The 19,690-nt window shown below is 41.0% G+C and carries 15 protein-coding genes and 1 riboswitch; of the genes, 4 read left to right on the top strand and 11 right to left on the bottom strand.

The genetic code is table 11. From position 1 onward, the window contains the following. From PQ578_RS00070 to PQ578_RS00045, 6 genes are all read right to left on the bottom strand, one after another. Positions 1-1,332 (bottom strand): NAD(P)/FAD-dependent oxidoreductase, encoded by a 1,332-nt coding sequence (locus tag PQ578_RS00070; protein WP_273831641.1) that lies wholly within the window; start codon positions 1,330-1,332, stop codon positions 1-3. A 118-nt stretch (positions 1,333-1,450) separates the two neighbouring features. Next, a complete protein-coding gene (locus PQ578_RS00065; RefSeq protein WP_273831640.1) occupies positions 1,451-3,340 on the bottom strand; it encodes a cation:proton antiporter in 1,890 nt (629 codons plus the stop codon). A gap of 340 nt (positions 3,341-3,680) precedes the next feature. Next, the gene (locus PQ578_RS00060; protein WP_273831639.1) at positions 3,681-5,843 is read right to left on the bottom strand and encodes a DNA topoisomerase III; all 2,163 of its coding nucleotides are present in this window, start codon (positions 5,841-5,843) and stop codon (positions 3,681-3,683) included. A gap of 126 nt (positions 5,844-5,969) precedes the next feature. Further along, a complete protein-coding gene (locus PQ578_RS00055; RefSeq protein ID WP_273831638.1) occupies positions 5,970-6,878 on the bottom strand; it encodes an HD-GYP domain-containing protein in 909 nt (302 codons plus the stop codon). Between the two features lie 103 nt (positions 6,879-6,981). After that, positions 6,982-7,464 (bottom strand): hypothetical protein, encoded by a 483-nt coding sequence (locus tag PQ578_RS00050; RefSeq protein WP_273831637.1) that lies wholly within the window; start codon positions 7,462-7,464, stop codon positions 6,982-6,984. Between the two features lie 228 nt (positions 7,465-7,692). Then, positions 7,693-9,348 carry a glycoside hydrolase family 13 protein gene (locus PQ578_RS00045; RefSeq protein WP_273831636.1) on the bottom strand — a complete coding sequence of 552 codons (1,656 nt, stop codon included), beginning with the start codon at positions 9,346-9,348 and terminating at the stop codon, positions 7,693-7,695. A 211-nt stretch (positions 9,349-9,559) separates the two neighbouring features. Continuing rightward, positions 9,560-9,661: riboswitch (purine riboswitch) on the top strand. 41 nt (positions 9,662-9,702) lie between these two features. Between PQ578_RS00045 and ade the strand changes: the two genes are divergently transcribed. Beyond that, entirely contained in the window at positions 9,703-11,418 is a 1,716-nt protein-coding gene (gene ade / locus PQ578_RS00040; protein ID WP_273831635.1) for an adenine deaminase, read from the top strand. Between the two features lie 41 nt (positions 11,419-11,459). On the opposite strand, the gene PQ578_RS00035 is transcribed toward ade, so the two are convergent. After that, positions 11,460-12,623, bottom strand: coding sequence for an iron-containing alcohol dehydrogenase (locus PQ578_RS00035; protein ID WP_273831634.1), 1,164 nt, complete (start codon positions 12,621-12,623; stop codon positions 11,460-11,462). A gap of 66 nt (positions 12,624-12,689) precedes the next feature. Next, complete coding sequence (locus PQ578_RS00030; protein WP_273831633.1) at positions 12,690-13,661, bottom strand: Gfo/Idh/MocA family protein; 972 nt, start codon at positions 13,659-13,661, stop codon at positions 12,690-12,692. 174 nt (positions 13,662-13,835) lie between these two features. On the opposite strand from PQ578_RS00030, the gene PQ578_RS00025 reads away from it, so the two are divergent. Further along, on the top strand, positions 13,836-14,321 hold the full coding sequence (locus tag PQ578_RS00025) for a CarD family transcriptional regulator (RefSeq protein ID WP_098445563.1): 486 nt from the start codon (positions 13,836-13,838) through the stop codon (positions 14,319-14,321). Between the two features lie 317 nt (positions 14,322-14,638). Here PQ578_RS00025 and gntK read toward each other — a convergent pair whose 3' ends face one another. Together gntK and gnd are read right to left on the bottom strand one after the other, a co-directional pair. Then, positions 14,639-16,186, bottom strand: a complete 1,548-nt coding sequence (gntK, locus tag PQ578_RS00020) for a gluconokinase (RefSeq protein WP_273833197.1) — start codon at positions 16,184-16,186, stop codon at positions 14,639-14,641. Positions 16,187-16,361: 175 nt separating this feature from the next. Further along, positions 16,362-17,261 carry a phosphogluconate dehydrogenase (NAD(+)-dependent, decarboxylating) gene (gene gnd / locus PQ578_RS00015; protein WP_273831632.1) on the bottom strand — a complete coding sequence of 300 codons (900 nt, stop codon included), beginning with the start codon at positions 17,259-17,261 and terminating at the stop codon, positions 16,362-16,364. Between the two features lie 154 nt (positions 17,262-17,415). Here gnd and PQ578_RS00010 point away from each other — a divergent pair, with 154 nt between their 5' ends. Both PQ578_RS00010 and PQ578_RS00005 read left to right on the top strand, forming a co-directional pair. Beyond that, positions 17,416-18,273 carry a MurR/RpiR family transcriptional regulator gene (locus PQ578_RS00010; protein ID WP_224884300.1) on the top strand — a complete coding sequence of 286 codons (858 nt, stop codon included), beginning with the start codon at positions 17,416-17,418 and terminating at the stop codon, positions 18,271-18,273. A gap of 149 nt (positions 18,274-18,422) precedes the next feature. Beyond that, positions 18,423-19,541 (top strand): NADH-dependent flavin oxidoreductase, encoded by a 1,119-nt coding sequence (locus PQ578_RS00005; protein WP_273831631.1) that lies wholly within the window; start codon positions 18,423-18,425, stop codon positions 19,539-19,541. Positions 19,542-19,605: 64 nt separating this feature from the next. Here PQ578_RS00005 and PQ578_RS22465 read toward each other — a convergent pair whose 3' ends face one another. Continuing rightward, entirely contained in the window at positions 19,606-19,686 is an 81-nt protein-coding gene (locus PQ578_RS22465) for an IS3 family transposase (protein ID WP_371018277.1), read from the bottom strand. Positions 19,687-19,690: the final 4 nt, after the last annotated feature.

Below are 19,690 nucleotides of genomic sequence, written 5' to 3'. Positions count from 1 at the left end.
TTATATCATTTTTGCTGCATATAAACCGCTTGCTGCTGCCTGTGATAAGGAATGCGTTTCTCCTGAGCAATCTCCAATTAGAAAGAGTCCGGTTACATCTGTTTCAAAGGAATCATTCGTTGGTATTTTTGCTTCATAAAACTTTCCATCTATGCCATATAACAAGGTTTCTTCATCAATAGGCTCTCCTATCAACTTTTCGAGACTATCAAAAAACTCCCGAAGAGCATCCAGATAGATGTTTGGCAATTCATCTATTAGGTTACCAGCTTCTCCATCAAGAGAAGGAACAATTGAATTTGAACTCAGAATGTGAGACGTTGTCGCCTGCTGTTTTTTTAAATCTTGAAGACGCTGAACAACGATTCGATCTCTTCCCCTATTGATTCCACCTATCACCTCTTGCGCAACAAGGTCGGCCTCCTCTTTCGAAGAATAAAAAGATGGCACAAATAAAGTAAAATTTAAATTATTTCCTGCGTTATCTCTTTCTCTCTTATTTTGCCCATCAGGCATCACAAGACCATGTTGATATTTCCTTATTATTCTGCCGTTCGGGTTCATGCAATACGTCGTTCCTTCAAATGCCTCTCTTTTAATATGAAGTTTCGTTTCAAACGTATCTTTTAAGATTGCCTCAAGCTGGTTCCCTCGCATTTCAACGCGAATTCCTAAATCTAGACGAGCAGGACCAGGTAGGAGACCAAGCTTTTCACATTGACGATACATCCACTCACTTCCGCTGTTACCCGTTGATAGCACAACTTTCTTTGTTTGTATGTTTCCTTTTGAGGTATTTATTTCAAAGAAATCGCTTTTTTCAATCGAATACACGTCTGTTTCAAACCACAAATGAATTCGTTTCGTAAGAATCTCATATAAGCTTTGAAACACATGGTGAGATCGTTTCGTTCCAAGGTGTCTTACCGAAGTCGTTAACACCTCTAATCCTACGCTTTTTGCACTCACCTCTAACTTTGGACTATGAGTATGATAGAGCTCAGCCTCTTCTCCACCAAAAGAACAAAGAATTCGGTCGACATCCCACATCAGCTTTTCTGCTTGAACTGTTCCTATTTTTCTACCGAGACTACCACCAAAATCATTCGTATAATTAAACTTGCCTTCTGATTTACCAAGTCCAGCAAAACCAATGTATTGATCACAAATGTCACATGAACATTCTTGTTTGGAACGAGCCTTACAGTTCCGTTCTGAGAGTTTCTTCCCTTTATCAATCAACATAATTTTGAATTCTGGGTATCGCTTTGTCAGCTCGTATGCCATAAAAATCCCGCTTACTCCAGCTCCGATGATGGTTACATCATACATGATCAACCCCCCTACTTTTAAATAGCATATCATTACGGTATCCCATCAGTCTCTAGCTTTACTCCCCTTTCTATCGGACTTTTGCTTTGAACATAAAAAAAGCCCCTCGCTGGGGGCTTTACTCATCTTCTAAATGATGTTCTTTTTCTTTCTCTTCTTTCTCTTTCTCATCGGTACGCTGCTTATCAAGCTTTTCACGAATCCGATTAAATTCCTTACTTGGCGGCATCAGGCTTACAAGTACATCGCCTGCTTCCGCTCTCGTTTGAGAATCGTGAGCGAAAAATTCTAAGCTACCAGAAGGTTTCTTCACAAAGAGCATGATCGTTTCTTCATCTCGTTCTTTCAAATACCGATCATACGTATACTGCTGAGTAATGTTTGTTTTACGAAAAACATAGCCACTCTCTACTTTACGATTTAAAATCTCCCACGTTGCTCCTTCTTTAAACGCCACGCGTCCACCAATCGTATGAACAAGCTCTTCAAGATCGTCCCCTCGATCGTTTCGTAAACTTAACTGGAAGAGGTTGTTCCGTCCAATTTCAGGAACGAATGTTGTACAAACAAGGGCGTTATAAGAATCGAGCTCAGTTGCCGCAATCATATACTCGTAAGGCGTTAAATCCAGACGATATTCGGTTTGTTCAGAAAGAATTTCTCCTCTATAAAACGGTACGCCTGCTTTTCTCGTTGTAAGCAGCCTTTGCCATGATGAATCCGTGATTAATACTGGGATCTTTAATTCTTTTAATGTTTTAGAAAGCGCCGTTGAGAACGTACTTCCTCCAACGATTAGAACTCCCGGTTGACCGTCACTTGCAAGTCCAAGCTTCTCTGCCGTCCAACGAATGGAAAACCCATGAACAACAACCGTTGCAAATACTAATGCAAATGTGAGAGACATTAGGATTTTTGCATCTTCAAATCCAGCATCAAGCAACACACTTGCAAAGTAACTTGCGACAGTTAATGCGACGATTCCTCGCGGCGCAATCCAACCAACAAGCGTTTTTTCTTGCCAGGATAAATCCGTTCCAATCGTGGATAACCAGATCGAAATTGGTCTTACCACAAATAGCATAAGTAGGACAAACGCAAGGATTTGCCAATGGAAGATTTCAAGCAATGTGTCAACGGATAAGGAAGCGGTTAGCATGATGAAGATCGTTGAGATTAAAAGAACTGAAATGTTCTCTTTAAAATGTCTCATATCATCAATCGATGAAATATGCATGTTCGCTAGCGTAATCCCCATTGCCGTAACAGCAAGCAATCCCGTTTCATGCGTAATTTCATCAGATACCGCAAAACAAAGGATCACGACAGCGAAAACGACTGGAGATTTTAAGAATTCAGGAACATATCCCTTCTCAAACATCCACCCAATACCACGTCCACATAGGAACCCAAATAGCGTGGCAAAAAGAGATCCTAAGAAAAAGACAAGAAGAACGGTAGCCGTTGCTTCCTCTACTTTTAGAAATTTAATAATTTCAAATGCAAAAACAGCAAGAAGTGCTCCAAGCGGATCGACGATGATTCCTTCCCACTTTAATATCTTTGCTGGTCTTGGCTTTAGTTTGGCTTGTCGTAGTAGCGGTAAGATAACGGTTGGGCCCGTTACAATAAACAACCCGCCTATTACAAACGCAACGCCCCAGGACAACCCTGCAACATAGTGCGCTGACAGTGAACCTAACAGCCATGCTAGAAATGCGCCTACCGTTACAATTCTTCCAACCGGGCGACCAAGGCCCTTAATTTCTCTAAAATCAAGATTTAGACTGCCTTCAAATAAAATGATAGCTACTGCAATCGATACGAATGGATCAAATAAATCTCCAAATACATCTTCTGGATGAAGGAAGCCAAAAATCGGCCCGACAAGTAAACCAATAATAGACATAACGACAATGGCAGGGAAGTGAAAACGCCAGGCAACCCATTGCGAAAAGATGCCGAGGGCACCAACAAGCATAATATTAAATAAAATCGAATCGACCATGGATAGCCTCCTTATGTTTAACAACTGCTCGTGCTTCATTCTTATTCTGTCCTTCACACTAACTTCACTATAATCGAATTGAACAGAAATGTTTGAAAATATGCTCACAATTGGATAAATTAGTAAAAACGAAACACTTTTTACATGTCGTCATTTTATATGCAATTGGTACGATAAGGCAACTATCTACTCTTTTCAATCAAAAGAACTATTATCAAGGAAATATGTAAAAGAATAGTACCCTTTAATTGGTTAAACCAATCCATTTCCATACTATATTATTTTTTTATTACATGAATAACAGCTAAATGAAAAAAGAAGCAGGTCACCCTGCTCCCTGTTATTTATCTTGATCTAATTTTAATTTCGCTAATGCATCAGCTAGAGCTGTATTAACCGGCTCGTCTTTCTGCTGGTTTTTCATATAGCTTGAAACATCTTTCTTCGTCGCTTTTGTATTTTTTTCTTTTTTGCGTCGTTCATTAAATGTCGACAGTTTTTCACGATGACCGCACTTGCATATAAAGGTTTGGGCATCACCTTGTCCATGAAGCTCAAGTTTCTTTTTACACTTTGGACACCTTGCGTTAGTTACTTTGCTTTTCCCTTTACGATAGCCACATTCACGATCCTGACAAACAAGCATTTTACCTTTTTTACTTTTCACTTCAAGCATCAAATTCCCACAATCAGGACATTTCGTTCCTGTTACGTTATCATGCTTATATTTCTTCGAACTGGACTTGATTTTCTGAACGGTTTCGTTCGCATAGGCTTTCATCTCTTCAATAAATGACTGCTTTGAAAGGGTACCTTTGCCAATCGCTTCAAGTTTTTGCTCCCATTCTGCAGTTAAAGCAGGTGATTGCAATTCATCCGGAACGATCTCAAGCAATTGCTTCCCTTTTGATGTGATCGTTAAATCTTTTCCATTCTTTTCAATTAAAAAGCTATTAAATAATTTCTCGATAATATCCGCACGCGTTGCAACGGTTCCGAGTCCACCGGTTTCACCAAGCGTTTTTGCAAGCTTGTTATCTTGCATGCTTAAAAATTGAGCTGGCTTTTCCATCGCAGTTAACAGTGTTCCTTCGTTAAAACGAGCCGGAGGGTTGGTTTTCCCTTCTGTTCTTGTTAGAGACAGCACGCGAAGTTCCTGGCCCTCTTTAAGCTCAGGAAGCACGACATCCGCTTCCTCTGTCTCGTATATTGCTTTCCAACCGGCAGAAAGCACTCTCTTTCCTTTGGTATCAAAGTTTGCTTCACCAATCTTAGCCTTTACCGTCACTTGCTCGTATTCAAATGGCTCGTATAATGCGGCTACAAACCGTTTAACAATCAAATCATATACTTTCCGATCCTTATCACTAAGTTCTCGAATAACGGGCGTTTGCTCCGTCGGAATAATTGCATGATGATCGGATACTTTTCGATCATCAATAATATGCTTCCCCGTTTGAATCGTTTTACCGAGTACTTTTCGCGCTGCTTTCTCATAAGGCGCTACAGCTTCTAATCTCTCTTTCAACGTGTCTTTCATATCAGAAGAAAGGAAGCGTGAATCAGTTCTCGGATACGTAACTAGTTTGTGCTGTTCATACAACCGCTGGGTAGCTGAAAGTGTTTCTTTCGCTGAAAACCCAAAACGTTTGTGCGCGTCTCTTTGTAGTTCAGTTAAGTCATACAATCCAGGTGCAAACGTCTTTTTCTTTGCTTTCTTAACTTCTTGTATTCGCGCTTGTTTCCCTGATAACTGCTTAAGGTCAGAATCAATTCGCTCGCGATCGAATACGCGTGAATCGTTTGATTTTGAATCCCGATACGTTAGTGTAAAACCATCCACCACCGCTGCCATTCCATAATACCGTTCAGGTTGAAAGGACTTGATTTCTTCCTCACGCTTCGCAATCATCGAAAGCGTAGGCGTTTGCACTCTTCCACTTGAAAGCTGTGCATTGTATTTTGTAGTAAGAGCACGAGTTGCATTAAGCCCTACATACCAATCTGCTTCAGATCTTGCTGCAGCTGCTTGATAAAGGTTTGTGTATTGGTTGGCATCTTTTAGATTTTTAAATCCATCACGAATCGCTTTATCTGTGACGGATGAAATCCACAACCTCTTAAGTGGTTTTTTAGCTCGCGCTTTTTCAATAATCCAACGCGCCACTAACTCTCCTTCTCTTCCGGCATCCGTTGCAATCACAATTTCACTTACATCATTACGGTTCATTTGCGTTTTCACAACGCTAAATTGTTTTCCACTTCTTTTAATAACCACAAGTTTCAACGGGGCTGGAAGCATCGGCAAATCCTCTAACTTCCACGACTTATATGCCTCATCATAAACTTCAGGATCAGCAAGCGTCACTAGATGACCAAGTGCCCACGTTACAATATAGCGATCTCCTTCAAGAAAGCCATTTCCACCTTTTGTACAATTCAATACTCTCGCGATATCACGTCCAACAGAGGGTTTTTCTGCAAGAATAAGTTGTTTACCCACAATACCAATCTCCTCAAATTTCGATTATTTCTCTATCATACCAGCTTCAATGTTACACGTGAAACATTGCAAATCAATTGTCCTGTTTAACAAACAAAAAAGAAGATGTCTTCCATCTCCCTTCGGCTAGTTGCTATTTAGAATGCCTTCTTCAATTAAAACCGCTTCAAGAGCATCGACCACTTCAGCATCGTATAAGACGTCTGAAAGACGTTTTAATTCATTCATAGCATATTCAGGTGTATAGGCTTTTCGATATGAACGGTCGTCCGTCATCGCATCATAAGAATCACTAACACCAATAATTTTGGCACCAATCGTGATCTCATCACCCTTCAGACCATCCGGGTAACCAGAACCATTGAGGCGCTCGTGGTGCTGATGAATAATATTACTTATATCAGCATAATACGTATCTTTTATCATATCCGCTCCATCAGCAGGATGTTTTTTAATAATGTCATATTCTTCATCCGTCAGACCACCTGGCTTGTTAAGGATTTCTTCAGGAACGTTAATTTTTCCGACGTCGTGAAGGATGGATGCAACAATAAGGTTGTCAGTATCTTCTGGAGATAATCCCAAATACTTTCCTATTTTGATACTCACGCTTTGAACACGCTCACTATGTTCTTTGGTATATCTATCTTTATCTCCTACACTTTTCACAATTTGTATCAATTTGAAAACATCTTCACTAATCAATCTAAAAGTTGGCTCATTTATAACCCAAAGAAGAGTTGTTTCATTTATTGCCTCAAAAAATATTAACTCAGTTAATGCTTTTACTGAAAAATAATCACCTACACTTAGAATAATATCTTGATCTTCACATTTTATTTGACCTTCAAGTATATAAAAGAATTCATATGCATCTGGATTTTTTCCAGGATAGATATAAAAAGCAGTTTCCTTATTAATTGTGTGTTTCATAAATTCAAGACCTGCCCCCCTTGCTAGTAAACTAAGGGATGCCGACTCCTGTTCTACACTTTCAAGATACGTATTCTTTCTGCCGAAAACAAAACCTTCCAACTTTTACCCTCCTCGAGTGCGGAACAATAGACTTATATATATTATATACAAATTTATGTTACAAAAAAGGGTGCATCATAAAATTGATGCACCCTTTTTTGTATCATGGCCCAATAATTTTAATTGGATCAACCCATACCCAACGGTCTGCAATCTGCACATACACCCATGAACATTCTGCTTGTATGCCTTCTTTTGCAGCTTCCTCAATCATGTCTGCAGTCATTTTGTTCGTTTTGTCGATTAGATCACCGATTAGTTTATCAAGGTCCTTGTTGTACTTTGCAATAAGATCTGCTTTTTTTGTCTGTACTTCCCTTTCAAGCTTCGCAATGTCCGCTTCTGATGCTCCATTTTGTCTAGCCGTTTCTAGTTTTGCATCTAGCTTCCCTGTTTCTAGAGAAAGCGCTGACAATAGTTTGTCACCTTTAGCCTGTGCTGCTTGAATTTCTTGTTCAATTGCTACATTTGTTTCTTCAATCTTTTGTAATATCTCAGCGTTGTCATTTTCTGCTGCGAATGCCCCAGTACCCATAAACATAAAGAGTGCTACTACTGAAAATAAGGCGACAAAGAACTTTTTCATTTTAATCCTCCCTAATAAACTAGTATGTGTGAAAAGATAGATCTGGGTCATACCTCCCACTAATCAACACTATACGGTAAATTTTTCTAGAAATCTATTCATATTTACCCTAATGATTCGACAAATTTGGTAAATTATAGATAAAAAAACGACTTAGGTGTGTATTTCCACCTGTAAACCTAGAGAAATAGACAGCCGTAAAGCGCGGCTGTCTTCTAATGAGATATGTTAAAGACGATAGACTCTTGCCTCATAGGGCTTTAATACAATAGAATCATTCACTTCTTCAATAACAGGATAGTTGTTCAAAAGCAGCTGGTTCATCTCCAACGTAAGATTCGATTCAAATACAGCTGGCTCGATCGATAGATTTGTGAGAACAAGAACTTTGTCATCCGCTGTTGTTCTTGTATAAGCATAAATTTGCGGATCATCTTCAAGTAGTAAATCATAGCTTCCGTAAGTGAAAACAAGATTGTTTTTCTTCAGTTCAATCATCTTCTTATAGAAAGATAGAATTGAGTGATCATCAGCTTCTTGCTTCTCAACATTTATATCTGTATAGTTTGGATTTACTTTCAACCACGGTGTTCCAGAAGAAAAGCCAGCGTTATTATCGGCATTCCACTGCATTGGTGTTCGGCTATTATCACGAGAAGATGCCCAAATTACTTTCATAATAGCATCATGAGCTACTCCTGCTTCTCGCTGAATGCGGTAGCGATTTTTGTCGGCTACATCATCATAATCTTCAATAGAAGGATATTGAACATTGGTCATACCAATTTCTTGCCCCTGGTAAATAAATGGCGTTCCTTGCATAAGGAAATACATCGCTCCCATTGAAGTGGCACTTTCTCTCCAATATTCCTGATCGTTCCCCCAAGTTGACACAACACGTGGCTTATCGTGATTCTCAACAAACAAGGCATTCCACCCTTTATTTTCAAGGCCCTTTTGCCAACGTGTTAGCACTTTTTTTAGTGAGACAATATCAAGATCAGGTTTCTCTTCGGCATCCCATAATCCAAGATGTTCGAATTGAAAAATCATGTTCATTTTGCCGTCTTTTTCATCTACCCATTGATCAGCTTCATCAATGCTTACACCATTCGCTTCTCCAACTGTCATCACATCGTACTTCGAATACGTTTCATCCTTAAATTCCTGAAGGAACTCCTGAATTCCCTTTTGGTTCATATGCATATCAAATGAAGAAACATACTTTTCATTTTTGGGGTTCGGCATATCAGGGAACCCTGAGCGCTTCTTAATGTGGCTGATGGCGTCGATACGGAAACCATCTATCCCCTTATCGAGCCACCAGTTCACCGTGTCATACAGCGCTTCGCGAACATTAGGGTTTTCCCAGTTTACATCTGGCTGTTTCGTTGAGAAGACGTGGAGAAAATACTGATCTGTTTTCTTATCATATTCCCATGCCGATCCTCCGAAAATGCTTTCCCAGTTATTTGGCTCTTTACCATTCTTTCCATCGCGCCAAATGTACCAATCACGCTTCGGATCTTCTTTCGATGAACGGGATTCAATAAACCACTGGTGCTCATCACTTGTGTGGTTTAAAACGAGATCAATGATCAATTTCATATCCCGTTTGTGAACTTCTTTTAACAACAAATCAAAGTCTTGCATTGTACCGAAATCTTCCATGATGTCCTGGTAATCAGAAATGTCATACCCATTATCATCGTTAGGAGATTTGTACATTGGACATATCCAAATCACATCGATGCCAAGACCTTTAATATAATCTAACCTCTGAATGACGCCTTGTAAGTCACCAATACCATCACCGTTTGAATCCTGGAAGCTTCGTGGATAAATTTGATAGCCGACAGCTTCTTTCCACCAGATTCTTTTCATATCTCTACACCTCATCTATTTAGTAAAGTTCGTAAAGTGCAAACGTTTGCCTAAAAATCGATAAAAAAAGCGCTTTCTTTTTTGCGTATTTAATTCTACCTACTTGTAGTTTACTTGGATTTGTCTCATTTATCAATATGAATTTGAAAGTATTTTTTAGGTCGTAATGTTAGATGCTATTGACGAGCGCCCAAGACATCTATAAAATACGCTAATAATACGTACCAGGTTTCGTATAATTTTGGAGATATGGTCCAAAGGTTTCTACCAAACTACCGTAAATGGTTTGACTACGATGACAATTCTGGCAATGTGAATCTGTCATCCTCTGTCTAGACTGAGAGGAGCAAAACAATGGATAAACTAATCCAACGAATTCAAACAGCTGCTGGCGAGCTCCCAGCCGAATGTGTAATTAAAAATGGACTTGTTTTAGATAGTTACAACCTCGAATTTATCCAAGCTGACGTCGCGATCGTCGGTGGCGTTATTGCAGGAATAGGAAAATTCGAAGGAAAGCACGTGATTGATGCAAGGGGAAAGTATGTTGTTCCTTCTTTAATAGATGCCCACGTTCATATTGAATCCGCAATGGTTCCTCCATCTGAATTTGCAAAGGCCGTCCTTCCTTGTGGGGTAACGACGATCATCACTGATCCTCATGAAATCGCAAATGTTTCAGGGACTGAAGGCATTTCGTATATGCTTCAAGATTCTGAGAATGTCCCAATGGACATATACTTTATGCTCCCTTCAAGCGTTCCTTCTACACCGTTTGAAAACTCCGGAGCGATTCTTTCGGCTGAAGACTTGAAGCCTTTCTATGATCATAACCGCGTTCTCGGTTTGGCTGAAGTGATGGATTATCCATCAGTCGCTAATACATCCCCTTCTATGATGCACAAATTGCATGACGCACAAAACAGAAAGATAGATGGCCACGCAGCAGGTCTTGATACTCGTGCTTTGAATGTTTATAAAACGGCTGGCATTGGAACTGACCATGAATGTATCACGGCCGAAGAAGCACTTGAGCGAATTAAACGAGGAATGTATGTTTTTATTCGTGAAGGCTCAGTCGCGAAGAACTTAAAGCAGCTTCTTCCCGCTGTAACCGAGCGAAATGCAAGACGATTCATGTTCTGTACAGACGACAAGCATATTGACGACCTGATCACAGAGGGAAGCGTTGACCATAATGTTCGACTTGCTATCCAAGAAGGGCTAGATCCTCTCGTAGCGATTCAAATGGCATCACTAAATGTAGCAGAGTGCTTTGGTTTAAAAACGAAAGGAGCGATCGCACCAGGTCTTGATGCTGATTTTCTTCTCCTAGATGACGTGGAATCATTTTCTGTTGCAAAAGTTTATCGAGCTGGAGAACTTGTTGCAGAAAAAGGTAAAACGAAGAGGATTGCGAAAGTAACGCCTTCAAAAAGAATAACCAATTCCGTTCATTTACCAACGCTTCAAAAAGAACACCTTCATTTACCAGTAACTGACAAAGAAGCAAATGTCATTAAACTGATTCCTAATCAGATTGTGACAAAAGCAAAAAAGCTCATTGTTGATCGCAACGCGAACCATGGTTTTGTTTCAAGTGCTGAAAAGGACCTTATGAAACTAGCCGTTATTGAACGGCATCACCGTACGGGAAACATTGGACTTGGCATTGTAGAGGGTTTTCAGTTTCCAGATGGAGCGATAGCGACAACCGTTGGACACGACTCCCACAACTTAATTATGACCGGTACAAACGATGAAGATATGATGAAAGCCGCAGAAGCTATTCAAGAAATGCAGGGGGGCTTAGCGGTTGTGCGAAATCAGGAAGTGATTGCGAAATTACCACTTCCCATTGCGGGACTTCTTTCAACGAACGATTACCCATCTGTGGTGAGAGAACTAGAAGAAATCGATCTGGCGCTACAAGAAATAGGTGCCCCGAGGGATTTTAATCCTTTTTTAACACTCTCCTTTCTAAGTCTTCCGGTCATACCAGAACTTAAATTAACCGACATGGGACTTTTTAATGTTCAAGAATTTCGCCACATTTCCATTAATGAGTAAAGAAGAAAGCAGCATGGCGCCGGCGCCATGCTGCTTTTGCATTAAAGGGAGCGTTTTAGAATATCTCGAACGCTTTCCCGATCAAGTTCTTTGTATGTGCCAACTCCTGGCTTAATAAAGGTTTTTTCAACCATACTTTCAAATTCAGCATCATCGATCTCATAATCTGCGAGACGAGATGGTGCACCAAGAGAGTTCCAGAACGTACGAAGTGCTTTCGCTCCTTCTACAGCCACTTCGTAATCACTTTTCCCTTCTGGCGAGACGCCAAGAACGTTCACGGCTAACTGTTTCACTCGAGAAGGATCTTCTTCCAGGACATGTTCCAACCAGTTCGGGAATAAAATCGCCAATCCTCCACCGTGTGGAATATCGTAAACGGCAGATACAGCATGTTCAATTCGGTGTGTGGCCCAATCACCGCCATCAGTGCCATTGCTCAATGTTCCGTTAAAAGCCGTCGTACTAATATACATCATCGTTTCACGATGATCATATGATTCTAGATCACTAAGTAGCTTTGGACCTGTTTGAATCGCCGTACGGAGAAGGGATTCAATAAATCCATCGATCATCGGCGTATTGCTTGTGCGGTGAAAATAATGCTCTAGCGCATGCGACATGCTATCAACAATGCCGTAAACAGTGTGGTTTTCTGGAACTGAAAATGTGTATGTAGGATCAAGTACAGAAAACGTTGGAAATACGTGCGGTGATCCCCATCCTAGCTTTTCTTTCGTTTCCCAATTTGTGATAACCGAGACGGAGTTCATCTCCGAACCTGTAGCAGCAAGGGTCAGCACTGTCCCAAATGGTAGAGCTGATTCAATTGGTTCCTTTTGTGTGATTAAATCCCACGCTGAGCCTTCATAGTGAGCACCTGCAGCTATCGCTTTTGTGCAGTCAATGACGCTACCGCCACCTACAGCAAGAAGATAATCAATGCCTTCTTTTTTACAAATGGCAGAGCCTTTTTCGACTGTGGTGAGACGAGGATTCGGTTCTACTCCCGAAAGCTCATGCACTTCTGCATTTACTTTCTTAAGTTCAGTCATGACAGCGTCATAAACGCCGTTTCGCTTAATGCTTCCGCCACCATATACCACAAGAACTTTCACCCCATAATGAAGTTCTCCTGCTAATTCCTTTATTTTATCTTTGCCAAAATAAAGGCGGGTCGGATTGTATTGTAAAAATGGTTTCATAAGGCACCTCATTGTCATTAGTCGAAGCTAGTGTACCATACTCCAATCGCCAAACTGTAGGATTGACTATCGGGGATTGATAACAATTTCAGACTTAGTATTCTCTGCTTGATAAGCCGCTTCCATTAACACGGTTAGATCAAGAGCAAGCGCAAGGTTTTCATCTGTCCCTCTATCCGTTTGGATGTGGTCAACCCACTGTGAAAATGGAGAAGGTTTATCCGTTGGTATCATAACTTCTTCCCATTTCTCCGAAACTTTTTTGATTAGCTTTTTATCAGGTATGCCATAGACAGCTGACCCTTTTGTGCCGTGTATTTCAATGGTAAATGGAGAGTGAGCCGTTACAAAACCCGTTTCTGCTACTCCATAAGAGCCATTCCTATACCCGAATGTTACGATAGCCTGATCCTCTACTTCTTTCTTCGTTAAATATCCGAACTGAGCTGTAACTCGTTCAGGCATACCAAGAAAAAGTCTCGTTAAGTACACTGGGTGACAACCAAGGTCAATTAACGCTCCCCCCTGACACTCCTCTTTGTTATAGAAATGGTTTGGAAGCCAATCAGCAGTCGCTCCATTATGAGCAAGTCGCACGCGCGTCTGCGTCAGTTCTCCTAGCTCACCTGATTCAATCAAGTTTTGAACAGCTTCCGTATAGCCATCATAAACGCGCGGCAATGAAACAAATAACTTTACTCCAAATTCTTTCACCGCATTCAGTATTAGGATCGCTTCTTCTTCAGTAGACGCCAGAACTTTTTCGGTAAAAATATGCTTCCCTGCTTGAGCTGCTTGTACCATTACTTCTTTATGACGGTTTGTCGGTGAACTAACAACAACCGCCTCTATTTCTTGTCTGTTCAGAAGATCTTCTAAATCACTTATGTACTCTACTTCTCTCAATTGAGCTTCTTTTCTTCCACGCTCTTCATTCTCGTCCCAGATCGCTGCAATTTCCACATCAGGATGAACTCGCGCTTCTTCTGCATAATCTTTTGCATGAACGTGCCAGAAACTAATCATTCCAATCTTCATCTTTGTAACCGCCTCCATAGTTGGCCTAAACCAAATTTGTCTTTAATTGTAATGCAGTTTGCATCGATCAATCAATCAAAGTGCCATATCGAAAAAAATATTCCATTCGTACAAATTAATTGTTTATGTTATAATAGTAGATGTGCTATAATTTATAAATTTGGGGGTGGGCGCTTGTTTGAGGTAGGCGATAAGATTTTTTATCCCATGTACGGTGCAGGTATAGTCGAAGCAATCGAGGAAAAAGAAATACTGGGTGAAACTCAGATCTATTATATTCTTAATATGCCTTTTCGTGACATTCAGGTGATGATTCCAAAAGGAAAGACGGAAAACCTGAAAATCCGTGAAGTGTCTGACGTCAGCACAATGGACCAAGTACTTACTTCTTTTAACGAAGAAGTTGACGTAGAAGAGCCCAGTGCAAATAGAAACCAGCGTTACAGGGATAATATGAACAAGCTTAAAACAGGAGACATCCACAACCATGTGGAAGTAATCCGTGAGCTCGTTGCCCTAAACAAGAAACGACCACTCGGAACTGACGATAAAAAACTACTGGAAAACGCCCAGCAGTTTCTCATAAGCGAGATCGTTTTGACAAAAGATGTTGAGTTAGATCAAGCAACTGTTATCTTAAAAGAAGCGATTAAACATTAATTTTAGCTATATAAAGGGACAGCCAAATGAGGCTGTCCCTTTTTGTATAGGTGAAGGCGTGGCACATACGCTTTAGCCTCATCCAGCTTCAACACACCAGACCCTCGGCCACTTCACCTTTCAACCTGAACACAAAAACCGTGTTCATTTTGAAAGGCTCCAGTGTCTGCCGGGCCTAAACGGTGTGTTTCCGCTTTAGCTACATCCAGCTCCTGTGCCACAGACCCTCGGTCACTTCAGCCTTCAACCTGAACACAAAAAGCGTGTTCATTTGAAGGCTTCCAGTGCCTGCCGGGTCTAAGCGTGGCACATACGCTTTAGTTTTTCCCCAAAGTTTTGTTTTGGAAGTTGGCTATGGCTGTGTATTCTTCGGTTAGTTTTCTTGAGATTCTGATGTAGATTGGGAGTAGTTCTGAGTAGATTTGGACGTTTTCTTTTTTGGGTTCATGGCTAAATGTATCTCCTACTAGATCTGAGACGATACTTAGTGAGTCTATTTCGCCGAGCGCTTTTTTACCGAGAACGATGGCACCGAGGCAGGAGCTTTCATAGCTTTCTGGAACGGTTACTTCTTGGTTAAAGATGTCAGCCATCATTTGTCTCCAAAGAGCTGATCGAGCAAAACCACCTGTTGCTTTAATTTGCTTCGGTTCACCAATTAGTTCTTCAAGTGCAAGCAGGACACTGTACAAGTTATAAATAACTCCTTCAAGTACTGCACGGATCATGTGCTCTTTTTTATGATGCATCGCAAGTCCAAAGAAACTTCCGCGCGCATCAGAATTCCATAATGGAGCACGTTCACCAGCAAGATAAGGATGGAAAAGAAGACCGTCAGAGCCAGGGTTCACCTGTTCAGCGATTCGTGTGAGTATTTCATACGTATCAATGCCAAGGCGTTTCGCTGTTTCTGTTTCAGATGCTGCAAATTGATCGCGTACCCACCGGAATGTGATACCACCGTTATTGACAGGACCACCTACAACCCATTTATCTTCCGTAAGTGCGTAGCAGAAAATGCGTCCTTTTGGATCTGTGACAGGGCGGTCGGTTACTGCTCTAATCGCTCCACTTGTCCCAATTGTGACAGCTACAACCCCTGGCTCAATAGCGTTAACTCCAAGGTTTGATAAGACGCCATCACTTGCCCCAATGATGAAGTTGGTTGCAGAAGTAAGCCCTGTCTCTTCAATATAAGGTGCTTTTAATCCTGACATCATCTGCGTTGTGGACACCGGTTTAGACAGTTGGTCAGCTGTAATACCAGCGATTTTTAGCGCTTCCTCATCCCAATTAAGTTGCTCTAGATTAAATAAGCCTGTTGCTGAGGCGATTGAATAGTCAATCACGTATTCATGGAAAAAGCGATAGAAAACGTATTCTTTAATTGAAATGAACTTTGCAACTGATTGAAATAATTCTTTTTCATCATTTTTAAGCCAAACGAGCTTGGAGAGCGGAGACATTGGATGAATAGGTGTTCCTGTTCGGCGATAAATTTCGTGTCCATCCATGTCATTTTTTATTTTCTCAGCCCACTGTGCACTCCGGTTGTCTGCCCATGTGATGCATTTTGTAAGCGGCTTTCCGTTTTCATCTACTCCAATTAAACTATGCATTGCTGAGCTAAATGAAACAAATTTCACTTGCTCCCCACGTAACTGATTATCCTGAATGACCGTCCGAATCGACTCTACTACGGCTAGTAGAATTTGCTCTGGGTCCTGTTCTGCCGTCGCGGGTGTTGGTGTAAAGAGCGGGTATTCCACATTATGTTTTGAAACAGGCTGACCGTCATCATTAAATAGAACGGCTTTTGTACTCGTTGTCCCGATATCGACACCAATCATAAATTGCTCTTTCATCGTCATAAGCCATTCCTCCTACTTGATTGATCTTCCAATTTTTTATTATATCTTCTAGGCACTCACGCTAAGTTGTCTTAAAAACAACTGTAAGCGCGTTCAAATAAAGCAAACCAGTAGTCATTAAACTATCAGGAAGCATGTTTACGTCAACATGCTTCCCACATCTATCTATTTAATTGCTTTTTTCAGTTGCGTGACCGCCGAATTCATTACGAAGAGCTGCAACGACTTTACCAGTGAACGTATCGTCTTCTAATGAACGATAGCGCATCATTAGGGAAAGCGCGATAACAGGAGTTGCTGTTTGGAGATCAAGAGCTGTCTCTACTGTCCATTTCCCTTCACCTGATGAGTTCATCACACCACGGATTTCATCAAGATTAGCGTCTTTTGAGAAAGCCTGCTCGGTTAATTCCATTAACCAAGAACGGATAACAGAACCGTTATTCCATACGCGTGCCACTTTTTCATAGTCAAAATCGTACTCACTTTTACTCAGTAAATCAAAACCTTCTGCAATGGACTGCATCATGCCATATTCTACGCCATTATGAACCATTTTCAAGAAGTGACCGCTACCGGACTCACCAGTATACAAGTAACCATCTTCAACGCAAATGTCTTTAAATAATGGCTCAATGGTATCAAACACAGTGCTATCTCCACCGATCATTGTACAAGCGCCATTGCGTGCACCTGACTTCCCACCGCTTGTGCCTACATCAAAGAAATAAATGCCTTTTTCTAAAAGCATTTCGCCTCTGCGCTTTGAATCTTTATAGTGGGAATTCCCGCCATCAATGATTATATCACCACGGTCGAGAAGGCCCGACAATTCAGTTGTAACAGCTTCAGTGATATCGCCTGAAGGAACCATCATCCAAAGAATACGTGGTGATTCTAGTGATGCTACCACTTCTTTAAGAGAGTGCTTTCCTGTAAAGCCCTCTTCATTCATTTTCTGAACCTGCTCATCATTTGCATCGTGTACAATCACGTTGTGTTCATGATCACGTAAGTTTAAAGCAAGGTTGTATCCCATTTTGCCAAGACCAATTAATCCGACGTTCATATGAAAAACTCCTTATACGAATGAAATATTTTTTCTTATATACTAATTATACATTAAATATTTTTTGTTTCAATTGGTTGAGCGGAATCTATTTTCATCTTAATTGTAATCGGTTACAATGATAAAATCAGGAGTGATAGAGAGGAGAATGAACATGTCCGATACGGAAACCCGTCATTGCCTTCCAAGAATCCGCTCTTCTTATTCGCAATTTAGCGAAAAAGAACGACAGGTGGCGGATTATATATTGAACAATTCGAATAAGATTATCCACAGCACAATTAATCAGGTTGCAGAAGATTTGAACGTAGCTGATGCAACTGTTTTTCGTTTTTGTAAGCGAATCGGTTTCAAAGGCTTTCAAGCGATGAAAATTGCCCTGGCTGCAGAAATTGTTAATCCGATTCAGGATATTCATGAAACCATCACAGAAACGGACTCCCCGAAAGAGGTTGCCCAAAAGGTGCTTCGATCAAACATTCGAACGCTAGAGGACACGTACCACATATTGGATGATGCGACGATTGATCAGGCCGTTCAAATTTTATTAAAAGCGACGCATATTGAATTTTACGGAAATGGTGGTTCTGGAATTATTGCGATGGACGCCCAGCATAAGTTTATTCGAACAGGATTACGCTCAACGTCATATAGCGATGCACATTTGCAAATCATGTCAGCCTCTCAGCTATCAAGTAGCGATGTGGCCGTCTTGATTTCTCATTCTGGTACGAATAAAGATATGCTTCGGGTAGCTGACATCGCACGTGAAACTGGGGCAACCACGATCGCTATCACGAATCTGGCCACCTCACCACTAAGTAAAAAAGTTGATATTCCTCTCTATACCGTTTCACAAGAAACAGACTTTCGCTCTGAAGCGCTCGCATCTAGGATTGCACAGCTAAGTCTCGTTGATGCGCTTTATGTAAATATTATGATTGCGCGAAAAGAAAAATCAAAGCACTCACTGCAACTTATGCGTGAAGCCATCTCTTCAAAGCGAATTTAACTTAAACGACTACCGCCGATCCTGGCGGTTTTTTATTTGAATGTTCCTTACTTCCAATAAAATCAAAGCACATCGTAAGACAAATTAAGAATCGTCGTGCTAAACTGTAAGAGTTAGAATTACAGTACGTGTACAAAAGGAGGAACACAATGACTTCAAATCGAAAAATGCTACAAGCTTATACGCTACCTTCCGGGGTAGAATTAAAGAACCGTGTCATGCTTGCTCCAATGACCAATTTCTTATCAAATGATGACGGCACTGTTTCCGCACAGGAACTTGCTTATTATGAAAAGCGTTCTGGCGGTGTAGGTGCAGTTATTACCGCTTGTGCTTATGTGCTTCCGCACGGAAAAGGCTTCGCTGGTGAAATTGGAGCGAACCGCGATGAACAGATTCCAGGTCTCAAAAAATTAGCAGATACCATTCACTCTGAAGGGGCAAAAGCCATTCTACAAATCTTCCATGGCGGAAGAATGTGTCCTCCAGAGCTCGTTCCAGATGAAGAAATCCTTAGCGCAAGTGCTGTCCCAGCTGAGCGTGAAGGTTCGAAAACACCTCGTGCTATGACAGAAGATGAAATTCAAGAAACCATTCAAGCTTTCGGTGAAGCAACGCGAAGAGCAATTGAAGCGGGGTTTGATGGAGTAGAACTTCATGGTGCAAATACGTACCTTCTTCAACAGTTCTTTTCTCCTCATTCAAACCGAAGAGAAGATGCATGGGGTGGAAACCTTGAAAATCGTATGAAATTCCCATTAGCTGTCTTAGAATCTGCCCAAGCAGCAATCAAAAAACACGCTAGTGGTGCTTTCGTTCTTGGTTATCGCATCTCACCTGAAGAACGTGAAAATCCTGGCATCACAATGGACGACACCCTTCAGCTTGTAGATGAACTTGCCACACGCAATCTGGATTATGTTCATGTTTCACTATCCGATTTCTATCAAGGTTCGATGCGTGAGGAAGACCCTACACCACGCATGGAAATGATCAAAGAACGAATCGGTCACATTGTTCCTGTTATCGGTGTCGGCTCTCTTCATACTCCAGATGAAGTAGAAAAAGCACTTGATACAGGCGTACCTCTCATTGCCCTTGGTCGCGAAATGATCATGGAACCGAACTGGGTAGAGAAAGTCCAAAACGGAGACGAAGAAAACATTCGTGTAACATTACGGAAAGATGCACAGCAAGAACTCGTTTTACCTGATCCGCTTTGGAACGCGATATTCAGCGTACCTGGCTGGTTCCCAATCGAAGAATAAAATGAAGAAAGGCCCCACATATTGAAGTGACCCCCGTCAAGTAGACGGAAATTAAAAAGCATTCTTATGCAGCCTGAGCTCTATATTTATAGGGGCTCAGGTTGTTTAGTTTCTTTTGAAATCTCTGGTGATTGTAAAATCGTATGTAT

It is taken from the genome of Guptibacillus sedimenti, assembly GCF_028610665.1.
In the GTDB taxonomy this organism is placed as follows: Bacteria; Bacillota; Bacilli; order Bacillales; family Guptibacillaceae; genus Guptibacillus; species Guptibacillus sedimenti.
Note: the sequence above shows the minus strand (reverse complement) of the source record. Positions and strands in the feature narration are given on the sequence as shown.

What these genes read in the sequence shown, in the direction of transcription:
- PQ578_RS00070 (WP_273831641.1), bottom strand. Translation starts at nt 1,332, where the DNA reads ATGTATGATGTAACCATCATCGGAGCTGGAGTAAGCGGGATTTTTATG.
- PQ578_RS00065 (WP_273831640.1), bottom strand. Translation starts at nt 3,340, where the DNA reads ATGGTCGATTCGATTTTATTTAATATTATGCTTGTTGGTGCCCTCGGC.
- PQ578_RS00050 (WP_273831637.1), bottom strand. Translation starts at nt 7,464, where the DNA reads ATGAAAAAGTTCTTTGTCGCCTTATTTTCAGTAGTAGCACTCTTTATG.
- PQ578_RS00045 (WP_273831636.1), bottom strand. Translation starts at nt 9,348, where the DNA reads ATGAAAAGAATCTGGTGGAAAGAAGCTGTCGGCTATCAAATTTATCCA.
- ade (WP_273831635.1), top strand. Translation starts at nt 9,703, where the DNA reads ATGGATAAACTAATCCAACGAATTCAAACAGCTGCTGGCGAGCTCCCA.
- PQ578_RS00035 (WP_273831634.1), bottom strand. Translation starts at nt 12,623, where the DNA reads ATGAAACCATTTTTACAATACAATCCGACCCGCCTTTATTTTGGCAAA.
- PQ578_RS00030 (WP_273831633.1), bottom strand. Translation starts at nt 13,661, where the DNA reads ATGAAGATTGGAATGATTAGTTTCTGGCACGTTCATGCAAAAGATTAT.
- gntK (WP_273833197.1), bottom strand. Translation starts at nt 16,186, where the DNA reads ATGAAAGAGCAATTTATGATTGGTGTCGATATCGGGACAACGAGTACA.
- gnd (WP_273831632.1), bottom strand. Translation starts at nt 17,261, where the DNA reads ATGAACGTCGGATTAATTGGTCTTGGCAAAATGGGATACAACCTTGCT.
- PQ578_RS00010 (WP_224884300.1), top strand. Translation starts at nt 17,416, where the DNA reads ATGTCCGATACGGAAACCCGTCATTGCCTTCCAAGAATCCGCTCTTCT.
- PQ578_RS00005 (WP_273831631.1), top strand. Translation starts at nt 18,423, where the DNA reads ATGACTTCAAATCGAAAAATGCTACAAGCTTATACGCTACCTTCCGGG.